The sequence below is a fragment of the Streptomyces apocyni genome, assembly GCF_009739465.1.
Classification (GTDB): domain Bacteria; phylum Actinomycetota; class Actinomycetes; order Streptomycetales; family Streptomycetaceae; genus Streptomyces; species Streptomyces apocyni.
Genome location: NZ_WHOM01000045.1, coordinates 297,293 through 315,322, shown reverse-complemented (window position 1 = coordinate 315,322; position 18,030 = coordinate 297,293). Strand labels below are relative to the sequence as shown.

Sequence of the window (18,030 nt, the reverse complement as noted above, 5' to 3'; positions counted from 1 at the left end):
CCGGGTCGTATTCTCTGGGACCATGCTCGAAGACCACACGACCGCAGCCCCGTGGCCGACCGCGTACCCGCAGGGGTACGCGGTCGTCGACGTGGAGACCACCGGCCTCGCCCGCGACGACCGGATAGTGTCCGCTGCCGTGTACCGGCTGGACGCCCGCGGCGATGTCGAGGACCACTGGTACACACTGGTCAACCCGCAGCGTGATCCGGGACCCGTGTGGATTCACGGTCTGACGAGTGACGTCCTCAAGGACGCGCCGCTGTTTGGTGAAATCGCCCAGGAGTTCTCCGACCGGCTCGCCGACCGGGTACTGGTCGCCCACAACGCCGTCTTCGACTGGTCGATGATCGCCCGCGAGTACGCGCGCGCCGAGCGCACCGCGCCCGTACGGCAGCGGCTGTGCACCATCGCCCTGTCGAAGGAGCTGGGCCTGCCGCTGCCCAACCACAAGCTGGCCTCGCTCGCCGCGCACTTCGGGGTCGAGCAGCAGCACGCCCACCACGCGCTGGACGACGCGCGGGTGCTCGCCGAGGCGTTCCGGCCCAGCCTGCACGCGGCGGCGAGCGGCGGGGTGCGGCTGCCGCTTCTGGAGTGCCGTCCGCTCACCGAGTGGAGCCAGAGCCCCGCCACGCCACGTATCGGCCACCAGGCCAGCCACGGGTCGTACGGCCAGGGCAGCTGGCGTCCCTCGCGCAAGCGTCCGCCGTGCCCCTACCCGAACCCGGGACGGTACGAGCCGGGCCAGCCGCTCAAGCAGGGGATGCGGGTGGCGTTCTCCGGGGACACCTCGGTGGAGCGTGAGTTGCTGGAGGACCGCGCGGTCGAGGCCGGACTGCACATCGCGACCAGCCTCTCCCGGCTGACCAGCCTGCTGGTGACCAACGACCCGGACGCCGGGACCTCCAAGACCGTCAAGGCCAAGGCGTACGGCACCCCCGTCATCGACGAGGCCGCCTTTGGCCAGCTGCTGCGGGACGTGGTCCCGGCGTAGGGCCCAGGGGTTCAGAAGCGGGCCCTGGGCAAACGGGTGATTTGGCGGGCCCCGCCCGCATGCCGCCCACGTCGGGGCCTGCCCGCATCCCACCCTGTGGCGCATGGCACGTTGTGAAGTCTGCGGAAACGACTACGGCATGTCCTTCGAGGTGCACGCGCAGGGCGCGGTGCACGTCTTCGACTGCTTCGCCTGCGCCATCCACCGGATGGCACCCCTGTGCGAACACTGCCGGGTGCAGGTGATCGGCCAGGGCGTCGAGGTCGAGGGCCACTGGTACTGCGGGGCCCACTGCGCTCGCGCGGAGAAGGGTCAGGTGGGAATCGTCGACAAGGTGTGAGCTGAGCGCACCCTCCCGGCGGTCACCTCATGGGCGAGTTGTACGGTCATGGGGTGTACCGCTTCCTGTTGTCCCGGCAGTGGGTGTTCCTCACCCTGCTCGCCCTCGTGCTCATCCCAGTGATGGTCGAACTGGGCTTCTGGCAGCTGCACCGCCATCAGCACCGCGTCGCGCAGAACGCTCTGATCGCCGAGAACCTCGACGCGGCGCCGGTTCCCGTCACCCAGCTCACCGAGCCGGGGCACACCGTCCCGCGCGCCGACTACTGGCGCCGAGTGACCGCGACCGGCACGTACGACACCGAGCACGAGGTCGTCGTCCGCCGCAGGACCAACTCCGATGACCGGGTCGGCTTCCATGTGCTGACCCCTCTCGTCCTCGACGGCGGACGCGTGCTGCTCGTCAACCGCGGCTGGGTGCCCACCGCCGCCGACCAGCAGGCTTTCCCCGACGTACCGGCCCCCGAGCAGGGCGAGGTCACCATCACCGGCCGCCTGATGGCCGACCAGACGACGGATGCGAGCGGCATCCGGGACCTGAAGGGACTGCCGCCCCGGCAGACCATGCTGATCAGCAGCGCGCAGCAGGCCAAGACCCTCGGCAAAGAGGTACTCGGCGGCTATGTGGAGCTGATCGAGCCCCGGCCGCGGGACGGCGAGGGCCCCGAGCTGATCGGCGCGCCCGACAAGGACTCGATCGGCGCGCACATGGCGTACGCCGTCCAGTGGTGGCTGTTCGTGGCCGCGGTCCCGGTCGGCTGGGTGATCCTCGTACGCCGCGAGGTCCGCGACCGCAGGCAGCGGAGCGCCACGCGGGAGCCGGAACCGGCCGAGGCGACTGCCGTCTAGGCCGGACAGGCCCTGGTCCTACTGGCGGCCCTCTCGCTTCGGATGGGTGCGGCGCGGCAGGATAGGGCCCATGGATCTTGGACTGAAGGACCGCGTGTACGTCGTCACCGGCGCCACCCGTGGGCTCGGCCACGCGGCGGCCCGCGAGCTGGTCGCGGACGGTGCGCGGGTCGTCATCACCGGGCGGGACGCGAAGACGGTCGCCGATGCCGCCGCCGCACTCGGCCCGAACGCGCTCGGCGTCGCCGCGGACAACGCCGACCCGGACGCCGCCGCCCGCCTGATCGGGGTCGCGCGTGAGCGGTTCGGCCGCCTCGACGGCGTGCTGGTCAGCGTGGGCGGCCCGGCCCCCGGCTTCGCCGCCGACAACACCGACGCACAGTGGCAGGCGGCCTTCGACTCGGTGTTCCTCGGCGCGGTGCGGCTGGCCCGCGCGGCGGCGGCCGAGCTCGGTGAGGGCGGCGTCATCGGCTTCGTCCTGTCCGGCTCGGTGCATGAGCCGATCGCGGGGCTGACCATCTCGAACGGCCTTCGCCCCGGACTCGCGGGTTTCGCCAAGTCGCTGTCGGTCGAGCTCGGCCCGCGTGGCATCCGGGTGGTGGGGCTGCTCCCCGGCCGGATCAGCACCGACCGGATGCGTCAGCTCGATGGGCTGTCAGCCGACCCGGAGGCCACCCGCGCGGCCAACGAGGCGCGGGTGCCGCTGCGCCGCTACGGCACCCCGGAGGAGTTCGGCCGCGCGGCGGCGTTTCTGCTCTCCCCCGCGGCGTCGTATGTCACCGGCGTCATGCTGTCGGTGGACGGCGGTGCGCGGCACGGCTTCTAGCGGCACCCGATTCCTACGGCACGGCTTCTTACGGCACGGCTTCTTGCGGCACCGCTTCTTGCGGCACCGCTTCGCTTCCAGGGGTCAGCTGACCCGCTGGGCCCGGTGTCGGGCCGCCCGCATCCGGACCTCGGCCGGGAGCCGGGCCAGGCCCGCCGAGTCGCGGGCCCGCGCCACCGCGTCGGCGGACAGCCGCTCCAGTGCGTCCGCGGGCTCCGCGTGCGCCTCCAGCAGGAGGTGGACGTGGGCCTCGGGCGTGCCGCGCTTTCCGGTCAGCGTCACCTGTGCCCGCCGTACGCCCTCCAGCGCCTCGGCCTCGTCCACCATCACCCGCTCCAGCGCCCGCCCGCGCAGCAGCGCGCCCTGCCCGTCGCCGCTGTCGACCAGGACCTCGGCCAGTCGGCCACGGCGGGCCTGGGCCAGCAGCCACCACAGAGTGACCAGCACCAGCGCGACCAGCACCGCGAAGACCACCGGCCACCACCACCCCGCGTCCCGCCACCGCGTACGGTCCGCGTCGCTCAGCAGGACGTCGCCGGGCCCGTCGTACAGCCACCAGGACGGCATCGGCGCCCCGAGCCCGGTGGCGAGCACCGCACCGCCCAGCACCAGCAGCGCCAGGCCCACCACACCGAGCAGTACGCGGTTGACCGTCCTCAGCATCGCTCAGCCCCTCTTCCCCGGCCGCGCCACCCGCACCGACAACGCCGGAGCATGCACCAGGCCGAGCCCGCGCATGCCCTCGCTCAGCGTGGTGTCCAGGTCAGTGCGTACGTCGTCAAGCTCCCGGTAGTGCGCCACGGCGCGCGCCTCGACCCGCGAGCGCGTCACCCGGACCCGTACCGACCGCACCCCCGACACCTCCATGGCCCGGTCGCGCAGCACCAGCGCCGCGGCGTCGCGGTCGAGCCAGGCCCGTACATCAGGGGCGTCGGCACGCATCGCGAGCACGGAGCGCTGTCCCGGTGTGGCCACGAGGACCAGCAGCCACACGCCGATCGCGGCCGCGAGCCCCGCTCCGACCAGGACCCAGAGGTCGTCGAGCGGGCGCTCGGCGAGTTCCGTGGCCAGTGCGCGCCGCCATCGCATGGCCGGGCGGTCGGCGCGTACCGCCGCCAGGTCGTACAGCAGCAGCCCGGCCGCGCCGAGTACCAGCAGGGCCACGACGGCTGCCGGGGCGCGGCGCGTGGACCAGAGACGGCCACGGGGGCTGGCGTCGCCGTCGTCTCCGTCATCGAGAACCGGTGTGTAGGACGCGGCGGAGGCGGACTGGTCGAGTTCCGCTGGTACTTTGCCCGGCGGTGCCTCGCCTGGCGGTGCCTCGCCTGGCGAGGCCTTCCCCGCTGGGGCCTTTCCGACGATCGGCAGCCGCTCGGTGGCGCCGCCGTCCTCGTCCTCGCTCATCGCGCCCTCTCCTGTGCCGCCACGCGCGTCGCCGCCGAGTGCAACCGCTCGACCTGGACCGTGACCTCCCGTACGTCCATACCCGTCAGCGTCTCCACCCGCTCGCTGACCTGGCGGCGTACGGCGGCGCACTGACCGCCGATGTCGCCGGGAAAGCCGAGTTCCAGGCTGATCCGCACCCGTGCCCTGCCGTGCTGGACGACGACCGTGGCGTGCGGGATATCGGCGCCTTCGGGCGTGCCGTGACGCAGCGCCTCACCCGCCGCCCGTGCGGCGATCTTCGCGACAACCCGGTCGGCGATCCGGGTCGCGCCGCGCTCGCCCGGCGCGACCCGCGTCGCCGCCACTACCGCCGCCGGTCGCCGCGGGTATCACCACGGCCGCGGAACAGGTCACCCAGGTCCAGATCGCCGTCGACGTACCGCCCCACCAGGAGGCCGAGCGCGCCGAGCGCCGCCACCAGCAGGAACGCGCCGAACCCGCCGAAGTACGCGGCGAAGCCCAGGCCCATGCCCGCCAGGAGGCCGACCACCGCCATGCTCATCGCGAGCTCCTCACTGGAGCCGTTGCTCCGGCTCGTCCTCTTCCTCGTCGGGCAGCTTGACGTCGCCCACCGCGATGTTGACCTCGACGACCTCAAGTCCCGTCATGCGCTCGACGGCCGCGATGACGTTCTCCCGTACGGCGCTCGCCACATCGACGATCGAGACGCCGTACTCGACGACGATCTCCAGGTCGAGCGCTGTCTGAACCTCACCCACCTCGACCTTCACGCCCCGGGACACGGATTTGGTGCCGCCGGGGACACGGTCGCGTACGGCGCCGAAGGTGCGGGAGATGCCGCTGCCCATCGCGTGTACGCCGTCCACGTCGCGCGCGGCCATCCCGGCGATCTTCTCCACGACGCCGTCGGCGATGGTGGTACGCCCTCGGGCCGCGGGATCGCCGCCGCCTCGCTTGGTCGGTCCGGTGCGCGAGGCTCGCTCGGTGCTCCGGCCCTGCAGATCCTTCTCCGTGGCTTCTGCGGTGCTGCGCTCTACGGTGTCACCCATCGCGTTCATCCCCATCGATACGGGTCCGGTCAGGTCAGGTCCGCTCCTTGAGCCCACACTAGGTGTGAATGCCCCAATTCGCGCTGGGGATGCGGCAGGCTGGTGAAATGACGGCTGACGGGTGGGCTCAGGCGGTACGTGACCAACTCGGCCTTGGCCGACTGCTGGCGCTGGGCGGCGCGTCGGACGGTGCCTGGATCACAGAGCGCGCGGCGGCCGGGGTGCTGCGCGGGGCTGCGGCGGACACATCCGGCGTTCGGGTGGAGCGGCTCCGGCTGGCGCTGGCCGATCCGGCCGATGTGGCGGAGCCCGCCGTACCGCCTCCGCCGAGCGCGCTGCCGCCTGGGCCGCTGCGGGTGTCGGCGGAGTTCGCGGCCACGTCGGGTGAGCCGCTTCGGGTGGCGGCGGATCGGTTGCGGGCGGCTCTGGCCGAGGCGGCGGAGGTGCGGCTGGGCTTGCTGGTCGGTGTGGTGGACCTGCGGGTGACAGGGCTGCTGGACGGGGCCGCGTCCGACGCGGACCCGGCCGGGCGGGACGACGCCCCGTCACCGCCGGGCGAAACGGACCCGACGGCGGCGGCCGCGGCGCTGGTGGGCGAGGGCGACGAGGCACGGGCGGCGACCGCGGCCGAGGCGGCGGCGGGGGTGGCCCGGCTGACGGGGGCGCTGGGCGGGCTTGGCCGGGCGGTGCACATCACCGGGCGGGCCGCGCCGCGGGGAGCCGCGGCGGTTCCGGGCCGCCATGTGCGTATCGAGCTGGCGGTCGTCTCGGGCCACCGGGCGGTGGATGTGGCGCGCGCCGTACGCCGGTCAGTCACGGACGCCTTCGCGGACCACCCAACGGTGAGCGTGCTGGTCACAGCGGTCGACCGGTCCTCCTGACCGGATCGCCGCGACGGCGGCTGTGTGGTCCGCGTGGCGTCACAGGCCCGACACAGGCCCGACACAGGCTCTCAGTCGTCGAGGCCCGCCAGGTCGCGCAGGCGGCGGGCCTGGGCGGCGCGTTCGGCGACGCGCTGGTCCTCGTAGGAGCGCGCGGTCGCGCCCTGGAGCAGCGCCTTCGTCTCGATCGTCGCGTCGCGCGGCGCGGCGAGCAGCGCGGCGGTGAGGTCGCGCACCGAGGCGTCCAGATCCGCGCCGGGGACGACGAGGTTGGCCAGGCCGATCCGCTCGGCCTCGTCGGCGTGCACGAAGCGGCCGGTCGCGCAGATCTCCAGGGCCCTGGCGTAGCCCACCAGGTTCACCAAGGGGTGGGTGCCGGTGAGGTCAGGGACCAGGCCCAGGCTGGTCTCGCGCATCGCAAACTGCACGTCGTCCGCGACCACGCGCAGATCGCAGGCGAGCGCGAGCTGGAAGCCCGCGCCGATCGCATGCCCCTGCACCGCGGCGATGGAGACGAGGTCACTGCGCCGCCACCAGGTGAACGCCTCCTGGTACTCGGCGATGGTGGAGTCGAGCGCGTCGTCGCCGCCACGCGCCAGGTCGATGAAGGACGGCTCGCCCTCGAAGCCCTCGGGCGTGAACGCCTGTCGGTCGAGCCCCGCGGAGAAGGACTTGCCCTCACCTCGCAGCACCACGACGCGGACGCTGCCCGGCAGTGACCTGCCCGCCTCAGCCAACGCCCGCCAGAGTGCAGGACTTTGAGCGTTGCGCTTGGTGGGGTTGGCCAGCGTCACCGTGGCGATGGAGTCATCGACGGTGAGCCGTACGCCGTCCTTGTCGAGTACAGCTACGAGGTCGGGGTCGAGCGAAGCCATGGGGAGCCTCCGATGGGACTGCAGCGACAGTTAAGTGACTGCACAGTAACCACCCGGTCGATCACCCGACCGACCGGGTGGCCACCACCACCGGAGACGGTGCGCTGCCGTCAGGCCGAGGTGGCCTTCTTGCCGCGCGTCGCCCCGCCGCGTCCTCGCAGCTGGATTCCGGACTCGGTGAGCATCCGGTGCACGAATCCATAGGAGCGACCGGTTTCTTCAGCCAGTGCCCGGATGCTCGCACCGGCGTCGTACTTTTTCTTCAGGTCTGCCGCGAGCTTGTCGCGCGCGGCTCCGGTTACCCGGCTGCCCTTCTTCAGAGTCTCGGCCACCCGTGCCTCCTCATGGGAAGTGCGCTCTGGACTTCTCATGATCACCCCTCTTGGGCTTCCTGGCCACCCATTCGACAAGGTCCGTGTGAGTGGGTTTGCCGCGACCGGGCCCGCCGTCACGAGTGGAAGGAATAATTCCGCTCAGTTCCGCGCCCGGAGCTGACCAGCCTTGTGCGCGAACAGCCTGGTCAGCGAGGGGGGCGTGCGCGATCAAGGCCGCGCACGCTGTGCAGCGGCGGATTGCCTGTACGACACACCGGGGTACGAGGCACACTCACCCAGATGAAGGATCACGGGTAAGCCGAATGATCCATACGCGGTTGATCACGCCAGCGCGACGAGATCCGCGTAGTCCGCGCCCCACAGGTCCTCGACACCGTCCGGCAGCAGGATGACCCGCTCCGGCTGCAGCGCCTCGACCGCGCCCTCGTCGTGGGTGACGAGGACGACCGCGCCCTTGTACGTACGCAGCGCGCCGAGGATCTCCTCGCGGCTGGCTGGGTCGAGGTTGTTGGTGGGCTCGTCGAGCAGCAGGACGTTGGCCGAGGAGACGACGAGCGTCGCGAGCGCGAGCCGGGTCTTCTCACCGCCAGAGAGCACACCCGCGGGCTTGTCCACGTCGTCGCCGGAGAACAGGAACGAGCCGAGCGTCTTGCGTACCTCGACGAGGTCGAGGTCGGGCGCCGCCGAGCGCATGTTCTCCAGGACCGTGCGGCTGGGGTCCAGGGTCTCGTGCTCCTGCGCGTAGTAGCCGAGCTTCAGGCCGTGGCCCGGGGTGACCTCACCCGTGTCCGGCTTCTCGGCGCCGCCCAGCAGGCGCAGCAGGGTGGTCTTGCCCGCGCCGTTCAGACCGAGGATGACCACGCGTGAGCCCTTGTCGATGGCCAGGTCGACGTCCGTGAAGATCTCCAGCGAGCCGTACGACTTGGACAGACCCTCGGCGGTGAGCGGGGTCTTGCCACACGGGGCGGGATCAGGGAAGCGGAGCTTGGCGACCTTGTCGGCCTGCCGGACGTCCTCCAGGCCCGCGAGGAGCCGCTCGGCGCGACGGGCCATGTTCTGCGCGGCGACCGTCTTGGTGGCCTTGGCGCGCATCTTGTCGGCCTGCGAGTTGAGCGCCGAGGCCTTCTTCTCGGCGTTCTGCCGCTCGCGCTTGCGGCGCTTCTCGTCCGCCTCGCGCTGCTGCTGGTAGAGCTTCCAGCCCATGTTGTAGACGTCGATCACTGAGCGGTTGGCGTCCAGGTAGAACACCTTGTTGACGACCGTCTCGACCAGTTCGACGTCGTGGGAGATCACGATGAAGCCGCCATGGAACGTCTTCAGGTAGTCCCGGAGCCAGACGATCGAGTCGGCGTCCAGGTGGTTCGTGGGCTCGTCGAGCAGCATGATGTCCGCGTCCGAGAACAGGATGCGGGCCAGCTCGACACGGCGGCGCTGACCGCCGGACAGGGTGTGCAGCGGCTGACCGAGCACCCGGTCGGGGAGCTTCAGGGCGGCGGCGATGGTGGCGGCCTCGGCCTCGGCCGCGTACCCGCCCTTGGTGAGGAACTCGGTCTCCAGGCGCTCGTAGCGCTTCATCGCCTTCTCGCGCGTGGCACCCTTGCCGTTCGCCATACGCTCTTCGTTCTCGCGCATCTTGCGCAGCAGCTCGTCGAGGCCGCGGGCGGACAGCACACGGTCGCGGGCGAGTACGTCGAGGTCGCCGGTACGCGGGTCCTGCGGCAGGTAGCCGACGTCACTGGCGCGGCTGATGGAGCCCCCCGCGGGGGTGCCCTCGCCAGCGAGGCATTTGGTGAGGGTGGTCTTGCCGGCGCCGTTACGGCCGACGAGTCCGATGCGGTCGCCCTTGGCGACGCGGAACGAGGCGTTGTCGATAAGGACGCGGGCGCCGGCGCGCAGCTCGATGCCGGTGGCGGTGATCATGGACAAAACTCCAGGGCGGGATGTAGGACGGCGGACGGCGACGGGCGGGCGGTCAGCGCCGTCTAATGCACAAGGAGAATGGCCATACGGCGATTCTACCGGGCAGTCGCAACCCCTTTTTCCGGGTGGGTGCCGACTGCGTGCCGACTGGCCGCCGACTGGGCGCCGACGGGCGTTGTCAGACCCCGGTGCCAGACTGTGGAGCAGGTCACATTCCGCGCCGCGTGCAGGCGTGGAATCCGCGGTATCCGAGGAGGAGCGATCGTCATGTCACAGTCACCGACCATCTGTCCGACCGTGCTGTACGCGGACGCCAAGGCAGCGATTCGCCAGCTCACCAAGGCGTTCGGCTTCACGGAGACCGCTGTGTACGAGAGCGAGGACGGCGTCGTCGAGCACGCCGAGCTGTCGTTCGGGAACGGCGTGGTGATGCTGGGCTCGAAGGGGCGTGAGGGGGTGTACGCCAAGGCGATGGCGGACGCTGGCACGACCGGCGTCTTCGTCCACGTCGACGACGTGGACGCGCACCACCAGCACGCCGTGGAGCAGGGCGCGGAGATCCTGATGCCCCCGACGGACCAGGACTACGGCGCGCGGGACTACATGGCCCGGGATGTCGAGGGCAACGTGTGGAGCTTCGGGACGTACACGCCGCTCACTGGGTCCTAGCCTCCGCCGGTGTGGACCTGGAAGGCGGCGCGGCGTACGGCCTTGGCCAGGGCCGGGTCGGGGTGTGCGGCGGCCAGGGCTACCAGGACCTGCACGGTGCGCGGGTGACCCACGGCCCGTACCTCGTGCAGCAGGGCGGGCACGGTGGGCTGAACCGCTGATTCCAGGTGGCGTACGAGAAGTCCCGACTCGCCGTGGTCGGTCACGGCCGCGGCGGTGTCCACCCAGAGCCAGGTGACCTCGTCGCGGGTGAGGGCCGTGTGGACGTCCTCGGGGTCGGCGCCCTCGTGCTCGGCGAGCCACATCAGGGCGTAGGGGCGCAGCGGGGTCTCGCCGGCCGCGGCGCGGACCTCGGGCTCGGCGGGGGCGCCGACCACGCGCAGCGCCTCGAAGGCGAGTCCGCGCACCAGGGCGTCGTCGCCGCGTGCGGTGTCCAGGAGTTCGGTGACGGCGCTCTTGGCGGGACGGGCGGCGAGCCAGGCGCGGTACTCGGCGCGGGCCGCGTTCGGTCGCAGGCGGGCGCAGCCGCGGAGCATGGCGTCGGCGGACTGCTCGATGTTACCGGCGGGGCTCTGGGCGGCGACGATGATCTGTTCCAGCTTGACCCAGACCGCCCAGCTGCCGAGCGGCGTGAGGGTTGCCTGCCCCGGGCTCAGGGTCAGGGCGCCGACGTCGGCGAGCGCGCCGAGGGCCCAGTCGAGCAGTGGGGGCAGCGTGGTCGGAGAGTGGGGCCCCTGGTCGGATCGCGGGGCGGAGTCCGGCGTGGACTGCGGCGCGGGCTGCGGGTCGTGGGGGATCTCGCAGCGTTCCTCGCGGAGTTCGGTGACGCGCTGGTCGAGGAGGTCCAGGAGCTGGGGTACCGGTACCGGGCCCGCGGAGAGCTGGAGGAAGGAGAGCAACTGCGGTACGGCCTCGACGACTTCGGCGACGGCGGCGGGGTCAAGTCCGCTGGGCGCCGGGTGCACCAGCGACCAGGCGTCGAACAGCGCGACCCAGCCGCGCAGTACGGCGGAGTCGTCGCGGTCCCAGGCGGACAGCCGCCAGCCAGGGCGGGCGGTGCTGCCGTGTACCTCGATGAGACCGGCCAGCCGTGCGGTGTCCCAGTCGGTGCGCGCCTGTCCGGGCGTCAGGTCCAGGTCGGCGGCGGCCTGTTCCGTGGCGTCGTCCGACAGGGCGCCACCGGTGAGAGGGCGCACCGAGGTGCCGTGACGGGACGTGGCGTCGGCCCAGCGGGCGATCGCGGCCGCCGGGGCGAGCCCCGTGCGCGCCATCCGGGCCAGTACGGCGGGGGCGGGTGTGCCCTCGGGTGGGCGTGGCGCGGGGCGCTGTGAGCGGCGCTCGGCCACGGCCCGGGGGGCGGTGGCGAGCGTGCGGGGGCCGACGAGTCGGAGCCTGGAGTCGCGCGGGGTACGGGACGTCACGGGAGCAGTCTTCCCGTTGAGGCCTGGAAAGCCCAAACGGAACCCCTGCACGGGACTCCGGTACGGCGCCACGCCACCGTCTTCGGCGGCAGATCGCCTGCCGGAAGGCGGACTCCGGAGGGGCGGGCGGGCCAGGGTGGGGTTGCGGCCTGTCCGGCGGGCGGTGGCTAGGTCAGGGGGGTGAGGAAACGGCGTAGGGCCTCTTCGTAGGGGGCGGGGGCGGCGTTCCACGCGGCGCCGTGTGGGGCATCGTGGACGGTGTGGAGGGTGACCAGGTCGGGACGACGGGCAGCCAGTCGACGGGAAAGGCTCCAGGGGGCGAGGGCGTCGTCGGGACCGTGGAACAGCAGAACCGGAACGTCCAGCGCGGCGGGGTCAGCGCGGTCCATGGTTCCGGTGAGCCCGTCGCCACGGAGGCCGGTGCGCCCCTGGGCCGCACGGACCGCGAGCGGCAGCAGCGCGGCCGGAACTCCACGGGCGCGGGCGATCGCCCGCAAAGTGGTCTCCCAGTCAAGTACCGGGGAGTCCAGGACCAGGCCGCTGATCCGGTCCCGCAACGCCGGGTCCGCGGCGGCGTGCAGGGCCATCGCGGCGCCGGTGGACCAGCCGTACAGCACGACGCGCTCGGCGCCGTAGCGCACGGCGTAGCGGATGGCCGCGTCGAGGTCACGCCACTCGGTCTCGCCGAGGTGGCCGAGCCCGTCCGGTGAGCGCGGGGCGCCGAGGTCGCCCCGGTAGGCGAGCGAGAGCACCGGGAACTGCTGGCGGTGCAGGAAGTCCATCACGACCATCGGGTGCTCGCGGGTGGTGCCGAGGCCATGCACCGTGATCACCCAGGTGTCGCGGGCCGCGGGCACGAACCAGGCGGGCAGCCCGCCAAGTTCGCCCGGGATGTCGACGTCCGCGTGCTCCAGGCCAAGCGCGGTACGCGGATTGCCGACGTGGACCTGCGGGGTGAGCCACACCGTCGCCCCGGGCTCCAGGATGCCGTGGGTGACCCGGTCCAGGCGGCGCACCACGGTGTCGGCGGGGTGCGGCGCCCCGTCGATGACGGGCCCGACCACGGCGTGGCAGCCGTCGCCGCTCAGCCCGTAGGTGCCGGGGCGCAGCGCGGCCAGCGCGCGGGTCAGGATGACCCGGTCGGGGCCGGTGCCGTGCACGGTCAGCGCGGGCTCGGTGGGGAGCGGGCGCCCCGGGGGCGCCTTCAGGGCGATGTCGCTGGCGTACCGGCCGACCGCGACCAGGGCCGCGCCGACGCCGAACACAGTGGAGACGGCCGCGGCCGTTGCTTTAGCAGGGCGCACGGTTCCAGTGTCGGGGCGCGGGCGGTCGGCGGCCAGCGGGCCGCGGCCGACAGGTTTCGACAGGCTCTCAGCGGGCCGGTCCGGGGCGCTGCCCGTACCCGCGCAGCTGGCGTTCCACGTCGGCGAGCTGGTCCGGGGTGAGGAGTGTCGGCGTGTGGCCCGGAACGGAGGTCGCGGTGAGCCAGAGGCGGCACATCCACTCGAGCTGGGCCGTACGGTCGTACGCCTGGTCGAGGGTGTCACCGTAGGTGACGGTTCCGTGGTTCCGCAGGAGGCATCCGGTGCGCTCGCGGAGTGCGGCGAGCATGTTCTCGGCCAGTTCGGCCGTCCCGTAGAGGGCGTACGGAGCGACGCGTACGGGCCCGCCCAGGGCCATCGTCATGTAGTGGATCGGCGGCAGTTCCTGGACCAGCGTCGACACGGCGGTGGCGTGCACCGCGTGGGTGTGCACGACGGCGCGCGCGGAGGTGGCCCGGTAGAGCGCGAGGTGCAGCGGCAGTTCGCTGGTCGGGGCCAGTTCTCCCAGCATCCGCCGCCCGTCCAGGTCGACGCCCACCGCGTCGTGCGGTGCCAGCCGGTCGTACGGCACCCCGCTCGGGGTGACCAGGACGATGTCCCCGACCCGTACCGAGACATTGCCCGAGGTGCCGACGACCAGGCCCTCCGTCGCCGTTCTGCGGGCCGTCGCCACCAGCTCGGCCCAGGCCCGCGCGAGCGCGCTCTCCGCCGGGACCCCGGCCTGCTCCCCTGTGCGCTCCCCGGCCCGCTCCCCCGCGCGCTCCCCGGCCTGTCTCGATGTCTGCTCACCCATGCGGCGATCCTGCCAGCCAGGAGGCGCACCGACGTACGGAGATCGGCATGGGGCGCGGGGAATCGGCGGAACCTCCGTTAATCTCTCCGTGATGCTTCAGTTGCGGTGCGTCACCATTTCGGAGGGGTCCATGGTTCGTCGTGCGATCGCCGTCGCGGCCGCCACGCTCACGCTCGCGGGCACGGCCATCGTCGCCGCACCCGCCGCACCCGCCGCCCCCGTCAGCGCCGTATCCAAGCCGCAGGGGCTTGACGTGTCCTCGCACCAGAAGGACGTCGACTGGGTGCGGGCGAAGCGCGACGGCGCCCGCTTCGTCTACGTGAAGGCGACCGAGTCGCACACCTACAAGAACCCCTACTTCGGTCAGCAGTACGACGGCTCGCGCGGGCAGGGACTGATCCGCGGCGCGTACCACTTCGCCCTGCCGCACAAGTCCTCCGGCACGAGGCAGGCCGCGTACTTCGTCAGGAACGGCGGCCAGTGGCGGGCCGACGGCTGGACGCTGCCGCCCGCGCTCGACATCGAGCACAACCCGTACGACAGGCAGAAGACGTGCTACGGGCTGAGCAAGCCGGAGATGGTCGCCTGGGTCACGTCGTTCAGTCGCGAGGTGCGGCGGCTCACCGGCCGCCACCCGGTGATCTACACGACGACGCACTGGTGGAAGACCTGTACCGGCGACAGCGGCGCCTTCGGCGCGACCCACGCCCTGTGGCTGGCCAACTACGCGGCATCGCCGGGGCCGCTGCCCGCCGGGTGGGCGTACCCGACCTTCTGGCAGTACAGCGACAAGGGAACGTTCCCAGGTGATCAGAATCTCTTCAACGGCTCCGCGAGCCAGCTGAGGAGCTTCGCCCGAGGCTAGCGACCCAGCGATCCCGGTGGTCCGGGCGACCCGAGGCACCGAGAACCGCCTCCCGCGACGTAAGCGGAATGACCGAACCCCTCGTAGGTAAACCGTGAAGCCCCCCTCAGTTCACCTTCCGTTCATCCAGGTTGCCTACGTTCCACAAGCCACTGACATCAAACGATTGCCTGGGTAAATGGAACACATCACGCTGCTGCTTGCGATTGTGATCGTGACAGCTCTCGTGTTCGATTTCACGAACGGTTTCCACGACACCGCCAACGCGATGGCGACCACCATCTCGACCGGCGCGATGAAGCCCAAAGCAGCGGTGGCGATGTCCGCCGTGCTGAACCTGGTCGGAGCGTTCCTGTCCGTCGAGGTCGCCAAGACGATCTCCAGCGGACTCGTCCAAGAAGACGGCATCCAACCCGCAGTCATCCTCGCGGCACTTGTCGGTGCCATCCTGTGGAACCTGCTGACCTGGCTGGTCGGTCTCCCCTCCAGCTCCTCGCACGCCCTCATGGGCGGTCTGATCGGCGCCACCATCGCGTCCGTCGGCATCAGCGGTGTCAACGGCGGGGTCGTCGTCACCAAGGTGCTCATCCCGGCGATCGCCGCCCCAGTGGTGGCCGGTGTCGCCGCGCTGCTCGCCGCGCGCCTGACGTACAAGCTGGGCAAGAACATCGGCGACAAGACCCAGGCCAAGGGCTACCGCGGTGGCCAGATCGCCTCCGCGGGGCTGGTCTCGCTGGCGCACGGCACCAACGACGCCCAGAAGACGATGGGCATCATCACGCTGGCGCTGGTCGCGGGCGGCGCTCTCGCGCCCGGTTCCAACCCGCCGGTGTGGGTCATCGTGTCCGCGGGCCTGGCGATCGCGCTCGGCACCTACCTGGGCGGCTGGCGCATCATCCGCACCATGGGCAAGGGCCTCACCGACCTCCAGCCGCAGCAGGGCTTCGCCGCCCAGACCAGCGCGGCCGCGGTCATCCTGTCGTCGTCGAACCTCGGCTTCTCGCTGTCGACCACGCACTCCTGCTCGGGTGCCGTGATGGGCGCGGGCCTCGGCCGCAAGGGCGGCGTGGTCCGCTGGTCGACCGCGACCCGGATGTTCGTCGCCTGGGGGCTGACGCTCCCGGCCGCGGGCCTGGTCGCCGCGCTGGCGGAGCTGGTCGCCCGGCAGGGCGACTGGGGCATCGCCGTCGTCGTCACCTTCCTCGTCACCTCCTGCGCCGCGATCTGGTTCATCTCGCGCCGCCAGGTCGTCGACCACACCAATGTCAACGAGGTCGAGGAGGGCGAGGAGGGCGGTTCTGACGCCGCTGCTGACGCCGGCGCCTCCGCTGACTCTGGTACCTCCGCCGCCTCGGGCGACGAGCCCGCGGGTGTCGTGACCAACGCGATCGCCGCGGTCATACCGCCGCCGACCGCAGTGGCCGAGGCCGCGGCTGAGGCCGAGGCCGCGGCCAGCACCGCGGCTGATCCCTCCGCCCGGCCCGCACGGGTCTGATGAGCGCGGCTTCGAGCCCGAGCCCGAGTTCGAGTTAAGGACAAGGAAGAGCAGCATGGACATCGACTGGGCAGCCCTCGGCTCCGTCTTCGGCGTCAGCCTCGTGGCGACGGTCTCCCTGGTGGCCGTGTTCACCCTGGGCATGATCGGCCTCTCCAAGCAGGAGGAGGCCAGCGCGCAAGGCGGTACCGCGACGCTGGCACGCACGGGTGCGTACGCCTGCTTCGCGCTCTGCGCGGCGGCGGTGGCGTACGGCATCTCCCTGATCGTCATCTGAGAGCGTCATCTGACGGGACGGTTCGGTTCGTCCCCTGACGGTGACAGCGCACTCCGCGAGCGGCGCCCCGCGACCTCACCACGGTCGCCGGGGCGCCGCTTCGGTGCGCCCCCGCACGCTCCAGGGCGCCCCCTCGATGGCGCTGGCTGGCGCCCCTATGGCCGCCCGACGTGGTCCTCGTAACACTGTCCCCGTGCAGGTCAACGACGAGTTGACGGGCGTTCACGGCCCATGGTGGACTGCCGGAGCCATATACGGCGGCAGGAGAGGAAGCCGGTGCGAATCCGGCGCGGTCCCGCCACTGTCACCGGGGAGCTCTCCCCCAACACCGGAAGTCACGGTCCGCGACTGCGGATTGGAAGGCCGGGGGAGCTGCGCGTATCCGGGAGCCAGGAGACTCACGTCGCCGTTTTCCGTCGAACCAGGGCGCGGACCCTGAGTGAGGACAACGCGCGATGCCGGGCTGCCCGTCACCAGTTTTGTTGAGTACTCGCCTGAGTACTCACCGCACTCCAGAGGTCCTTCGAGGCGAATCGGTCGGCTGACTCGTGATGCGTGCCGATCGTGTTCTCGCGTACGGCGCCACCGCGGGCCTGCTGGGCGATCTGTTGCTCGGCGATCCGCGCCGCGGCCATCCGGTCGCCGCGTTCGGCCGTGCGGCGGGTGCTGTCGAGCGTCTGCTGTGGCGTGACCACCGTGGTTGGGGTGCCCTGCACACCTCGGTGTGCGCCGGTGGCGCCCTGGGCGCCGCCGCGCTGGCTTCGCGCGCCCTGCGCCCCTCCCCCGCGGCGTCCGTCGCGCTGACCGCCGCCACCACCTGGGCCGTGCTCGGCGGTACGTCGCTCGGCCGCGAGGCCCGAGCCGTCGCCTCAGCGCTGGAGGCCGGGGACCTCGACGTCGCCCGGGAGCGGCTGCCGCACCTGTGCGGGCGCGACCCGCAGGCGCTCGACGGTCCCGGTATCGCGCGGGCCGTCGTCGAGTCGGTCGCCGAGAACACCTCGGACGCGGTGGTGGGCGCGCTGGTGTGGGGTGCGGTCGGCGGGGTGCCGGGCCTGGTCGGGTTCCGGGCCGTGAACACGCTGGACGCCATGGTCGGGCACCGGTCGGCGAAGTACCGGCGGTACGGGTGGGCTTCGGCCCGCCTCGACGACGTCGCGGGCTGGCCGGGCGCCCGGCTGACTGCGGCCCTGGGCGTCATCGCGGGCGGCGACCCGCGCGGCGCCCTCCGCGCCTGGCGCACGGACGCCGCCCAGCACCCAAGCCCCAACGCGGGCCCGGTGGAGGCCTCGTTCGCCGGGGCCCTGGGCGTACGCCTGGGCGGCACCCTGTCGTACGGCGGCCGAGTCGAACACCGCCCGGTACTCAACTCCGAGGGCCGGGCCGTCGAGGTCACGGACATCGAACGCGCCGTACGACTGTCGCGGCGCGTCAGCACACTAGCGCTGGGCGTCAGCGTCGCCGGACGGCTTGCGGGGGCGGCGCTACGGCGCGGCCGCGTGCGGTCGGCGACGCGCGGTGCGGCAACACGCGGTGCGGCGGCGGCCAGGTGAGCGACCGACGGCGGTGCGAAGGCGGGCAGGGCGGCCGGGCCCTGGTCTGCAGTGCGGCGCCGGGCAGGGCGGTCGCGCCCTGGTCTGCGGTCCGCAGGTCGGACGCGGTCAGATCGTCTGCGTGTCGGCCAGCGGCACGCCGCTCGACCGCCCGCGGAGTGGC

At 72.1% G+C, this 18,030-nt stretch carries 21 protein-coding genes and 1 riboswitch; of the genes, 10 read left to right on the top strand and 11 right to left on the bottom strand.

Translation table 11 applies throughout. The annotated features are described in order from the left end of the window. Window positions 1–22 precede the first annotated feature (22 nt). From GCN81_RS11480 to GCN81_RS11465, 4 genes are all read left to right on the top strand, one after another. Window positions 23–994 (top strand): DEDDh family exonuclease, encoded by a 972-nt coding sequence (locus GCN81_RS11480; protein WP_156724344.1) that lies wholly within the window; start codon window positions 23–25, stop codon window positions 992–994. A gap of 103 nt (window positions 995–1,097) precedes the next feature. Beyond that, a complete protein-coding gene (locus tag GCN81_RS11475; protein WP_156724342.1) occupies window positions 1,098–1,334 on the top strand; it encodes a hypothetical protein in 237 nt (78 codons plus the stop codon). Window positions 1,335–1,387: 53 nt separating this feature from the next. Next, the gene (locus GCN81_RS11470; protein ID WP_156724340.1) at window positions 1,388–2,182 is read left to right on the top strand and encodes an SURF1 family cytochrome oxidase biogenesis protein; all 795 of its coding nucleotides are present in this window, start codon (window positions 1,388–1,390) and stop codon (window positions 2,180–2,182) included. A gap of 70 nt (window positions 2,183–2,252) precedes the next feature. Then, a complete protein-coding gene (locus tag GCN81_RS11465; RefSeq protein WP_156724338.1) occupies window positions 2,253–3,008 on the top strand; it encodes an SDR family oxidoreductase in 756 nt (251 codons plus the stop codon). Window positions 3,009–3,092: 84 nt separating this feature from the next. Here GCN81_RS11465 and amaP read toward each other — a convergent pair whose 3' ends face one another. The 5 genes from amaP to GCN81_RS11440 are packed head-to-tail and all read right to left on the bottom strand — an operon-like array spanning window position 3,093 to window position 5,464. Next, a complete protein-coding gene (gene amaP, locus GCN81_RS11460) occupies window positions 3,093–3,671 on the bottom strand; it encodes an alkaline shock response membrane anchor protein AmaP (protein WP_156724336.1) in 579 nt (192 codons plus the stop codon). Between the two features lie 3 nt (window positions 3,672–3,674). After that, window positions 3,675–4,412, bottom strand: a complete 738-nt coding sequence (locus tag GCN81_RS11455) for a DUF6286 domain-containing protein (protein ID WP_156724334.1) — start codon at window positions 4,410–4,412, stop codon at window positions 3,675–3,677. After that, the gene (locus tag GCN81_RS11450) at window positions 4,409–4,759 is read right to left on the bottom strand and encodes an Asp23/Gls24 family envelope stress response protein (RefSeq protein WP_156724332.1); all 351 of its coding nucleotides are present in this window, start codon (window positions 4,757–4,759) and stop codon (window positions 4,409–4,411) included. The genes GCN81_RS11455 and GCN81_RS11450 overlap by 4 nt, the downstream gene beginning before the upstream one ends. Further along, on the bottom strand, window positions 4,759–4,956 hold the full coding sequence (locus GCN81_RS11445) for a hypothetical protein (protein WP_156724330.1): 198 nt from the start codon (window positions 4,954–4,956) through the stop codon (window positions 4,759–4,761). The genes GCN81_RS11450 and GCN81_RS11445 overlap by 1 nt, the downstream gene beginning before the upstream one ends. A 10-nt stretch (window positions 4,957–4,966) precedes the next feature. Continuing rightward, window positions 4,967–5,464 (bottom strand): Asp23/Gls24 family envelope stress response protein, encoded by a 498-nt coding sequence (locus tag GCN81_RS11440; protein WP_231626638.1) that lies wholly within the window; start codon window positions 5,462–5,464, stop codon window positions 4,967–4,969. A gap of 107 nt (window positions 5,465–5,571) precedes the next feature. On the opposite strand from GCN81_RS11440, the gene GCN81_RS11435 reads away from it, so the two are divergent. Then, complete coding sequence (locus GCN81_RS11435; protein ID WP_156724328.1) at window positions 5,572–6,345, top strand: nucleopolyhedrovirus P10 family protein; 774 nt, start codon at window positions 5,572–5,574, stop codon at window positions 6,343–6,345. A 71-nt stretch (window positions 6,346–6,416) separates the two neighbouring features. Here GCN81_RS11435 and GCN81_RS11430 read toward each other — a convergent pair whose 3' ends face one another. The 3 genes from GCN81_RS11430 to GCN81_RS11420 all read right to left on the bottom strand — a co-directional run bounded on the left by GCN81_RS11430 (window position 6,417) and on the right by GCN81_RS11420 (window position 9,475). Beyond that, entirely contained in the window at window positions 6,417–7,220 is an 804-nt protein-coding gene (locus GCN81_RS11430) for an enoyl-CoA hydratase/isomerase family protein (RefSeq protein ID WP_156724326.1), read from the bottom strand. A gap of 110 nt (window positions 7,221–7,330) precedes the next feature. Next, on the bottom strand, window positions 7,331–7,552 hold the full coding sequence (locus tag GCN81_RS11425) for a helix-turn-helix domain-containing protein (RefSeq protein ID WP_197287572.1): 222 nt from the start codon (window positions 7,550–7,552) through the stop codon (window positions 7,331–7,333). Between the two features lie 324 nt (window positions 7,553–7,876). After that, the gene (locus GCN81_RS11420; RefSeq protein ID WP_156724322.1) at window positions 7,877–9,475 is read right to left on the bottom strand and encodes an ABC-F family ATP-binding cassette domain-containing protein; all 1,599 of its coding nucleotides are present in this window, start codon (window positions 9,473–9,475) and stop codon (window positions 7,877–7,879) included. 267 nt (window positions 9,476–9,742) lie between these two features. On the opposite strand from GCN81_RS11420, the gene GCN81_RS11415 reads away from it, so the two are divergent. Then, complete coding sequence (locus tag GCN81_RS11415) at window positions 9,743–10,144, top strand: VOC family protein (protein ID WP_156724321.1); 402 nt, start codon at window positions 9,743–9,745, stop codon at window positions 10,142–10,144. Here GCN81_RS11415 and GCN81_RS11410 read toward each other — a convergent pair. From GCN81_RS11410 to GCN81_RS11400, 3 genes are all read right to left on the bottom strand, one after another. Beyond that, window positions 10,141–11,565, bottom strand: coding sequence for a hypothetical protein (locus tag GCN81_RS11410; protein ID WP_197287571.1), 1,425 nt, complete (start codon window positions 11,563–11,565; stop codon window positions 10,141–10,143). The two genes, GCN81_RS11415 and GCN81_RS11410, sit on opposite strands and share 4 nt — an antisense overlap. A 167-nt stretch (window positions 11,566–11,732) precedes the next feature. Beyond that, window positions 11,733–12,869 carry an alpha/beta hydrolase family protein gene (locus tag GCN81_RS11405; protein WP_156724319.1) on the bottom strand — a complete coding sequence of 379 codons (1,137 nt, stop codon included), beginning with the start codon at window positions 12,867–12,869 and terminating at the stop codon, window positions 11,733–11,735. Window positions 12,870–12,936: 67 nt separating this feature from the next. Next, window positions 12,937–13,680, bottom strand: a complete 744-nt coding sequence (locus GCN81_RS11400; RefSeq protein WP_156724317.1) for a class II aldolase/adducin family protein — start codon at window positions 13,678–13,680, stop codon at window positions 12,937–12,939. 130 nt (window positions 13,681–13,810) lie between these two features. Here GCN81_RS11400 and GCN81_RS11395 point away from each other — a divergent pair, with 130 nt between their 5' ends. The 4 genes from GCN81_RS11395 (at window position 13,811) to GCN81_RS11380 (ending at window position 17,867) form a co-directional block, all read left to right on the top strand. Further along, window positions 13,811–14,545 (top strand): lysozyme, encoded by a 735-nt coding sequence (locus GCN81_RS11395; RefSeq protein WP_156724315.1) that lies wholly within the window; start codon window positions 13,811–13,813, stop codon window positions 14,543–14,545. A 178-nt stretch (window positions 14,546–14,723) separates the two neighbouring features. Continuing rightward, window positions 14,724–16,040: an inorganic phosphate transporter gene (locus GCN81_RS11390; protein ID WP_156724313.1), complete on the top strand. Its 1,317-nt coding sequence runs from the start codon at window positions 14,724–14,726 to the stop codon at window positions 16,038–16,040. A gap of 55 nt (window positions 16,041–16,095) precedes the next feature. After that, window positions 16,096–16,317, top strand: coding sequence for a hypothetical protein (locus GCN81_RS11385; RefSeq protein ID WP_156724311.1), 222 nt, complete (start codon window positions 16,096–16,098; stop codon window positions 16,315–16,317). Between the two features lie 218 nt (window positions 16,318–16,535). Further along, a riboswitch (cobalamin riboswitch) is annotated at window positions 16,536–16,739 on the top strand. 129 nt (window positions 16,740–16,868) lie between these two features. Beyond that, window positions 16,869–17,867 (top strand): cobalamin biosynthesis protein, encoded by a 999-nt coding sequence (locus tag GCN81_RS11380; protein ID WP_156724309.1) that lies wholly within the window; start codon window positions 16,869–16,871, stop codon window positions 17,865–17,867. Window positions 17,868–18,030 lie beyond the last annotated feature (163 nt).

What these genes read in the sequence shown, in the direction of transcription:
- GCN81_RS11400 (WP_156724317.1), bottom strand. Translation starts at nt 13,680, where the DNA reads ATGGGTGAGCAGACATCGAGACAGGCCGGGGAGCGCGCGGGGGAGCGG.
- GCN81_RS11445 (WP_156724330.1), bottom strand. Translation starts at nt 4,956, where the DNA reads ATGAGCATGGCGGTGGTCGGCCTCCTGGCGGGCATGGGCCTGGGCTTC.
- GCN81_RS11380 (WP_156724309.1), top strand. Translation starts at nt 16,869, where the DNA reads ATGCGTGCCGATCGTGTTCTCGCGTACGGCGCCACCGCGGGCCTGCTG.
- GCN81_RS11440 (WP_231626638.1), bottom strand. Translation starts at nt 5,464, where the DNA reads ATGGGTGACACCGTAGAGCGCAGCACCGCAGAAGCCACGGAGAAGGAT.
- GCN81_RS11385 (WP_156724311.1), top strand. Translation starts at nt 16,096, where the DNA reads ATGGACATCGACTGGGCAGCCCTCGGCTCCGTCTTCGGCGTCAGCCTC.
- GCN81_RS11420 (WP_156724322.1), bottom strand. Translation starts at nt 9,475, where the DNA reads ATGATCACCGCCACCGGCATCGAGCTGCGCGCCGGCGCCCGCGTCCTT.
- GCN81_RS11455 (WP_156724334.1), bottom strand. Translation starts at nt 4,412, where the DNA reads ATGAGCGAGGACGAGGACGGCGGCGCCACCGAGCGGCTGCCGATCGTC.
- GCN81_RS11430 (WP_156724326.1), bottom strand. Translation starts at nt 7,220, where the DNA reads ATGGCTTCGCTCGACCCCGACCTCGTAGCTGTACTCGACAAGGACGGC.
- GCN81_RS11395 (WP_156724315.1), top strand. Translation starts at nt 13,811, where the DNA reads ATGGTTCGTCGTGCGATCGCCGTCGCGGCCGCCACGCTCACGCTCGCG.
- GCN81_RS11435 (WP_156724328.1), top strand. Translation starts at nt 5,572, where the DNA reads ATGACGGCTGACGGGTGGGCTCAGGCGGTACGTGACCAACTCGGCCTT.
- GCN81_RS11465 (WP_156724338.1), top strand. Translation starts at nt 2,253, where the DNA reads ATGGATCTTGGACTGAAGGACCGCGTGTACGTCGTCACCGGCGCCACC.
- GCN81_RS11480 (WP_156724344.1), top strand. Translation starts at nt 23, where the DNA reads ATGCTCGAAGACCACACGACCGCAGCCCCGTGGCCGACCGCGTACCCG.
- GCN81_RS11415 (WP_156724321.1), top strand. Translation starts at nt 9,743, where the DNA reads ATGTCACAGTCACCGACCATCTGTCCGACCGTGCTGTACGCGGACGCC.
- amaP (WP_156724336.1), bottom strand. Translation starts at nt 3,671, where the DNA reads ATGCTGAGGACGGTCAACCGCGTACTGCTCGGTGTGGTGGGCCTGGCG.
- GCN81_RS11390 (WP_156724313.1), top strand. Translation starts at nt 14,724, where the DNA reads ATGGAACACATCACGCTGCTGCTTGCGATTGTGATCGTGACAGCTCTC.
- GCN81_RS11475 (WP_156724342.1), top strand. Translation starts at nt 1,098, where the DNA reads ATGGCACGTTGTGAAGTCTGCGGAAACGACTACGGCATGTCCTTCGAG.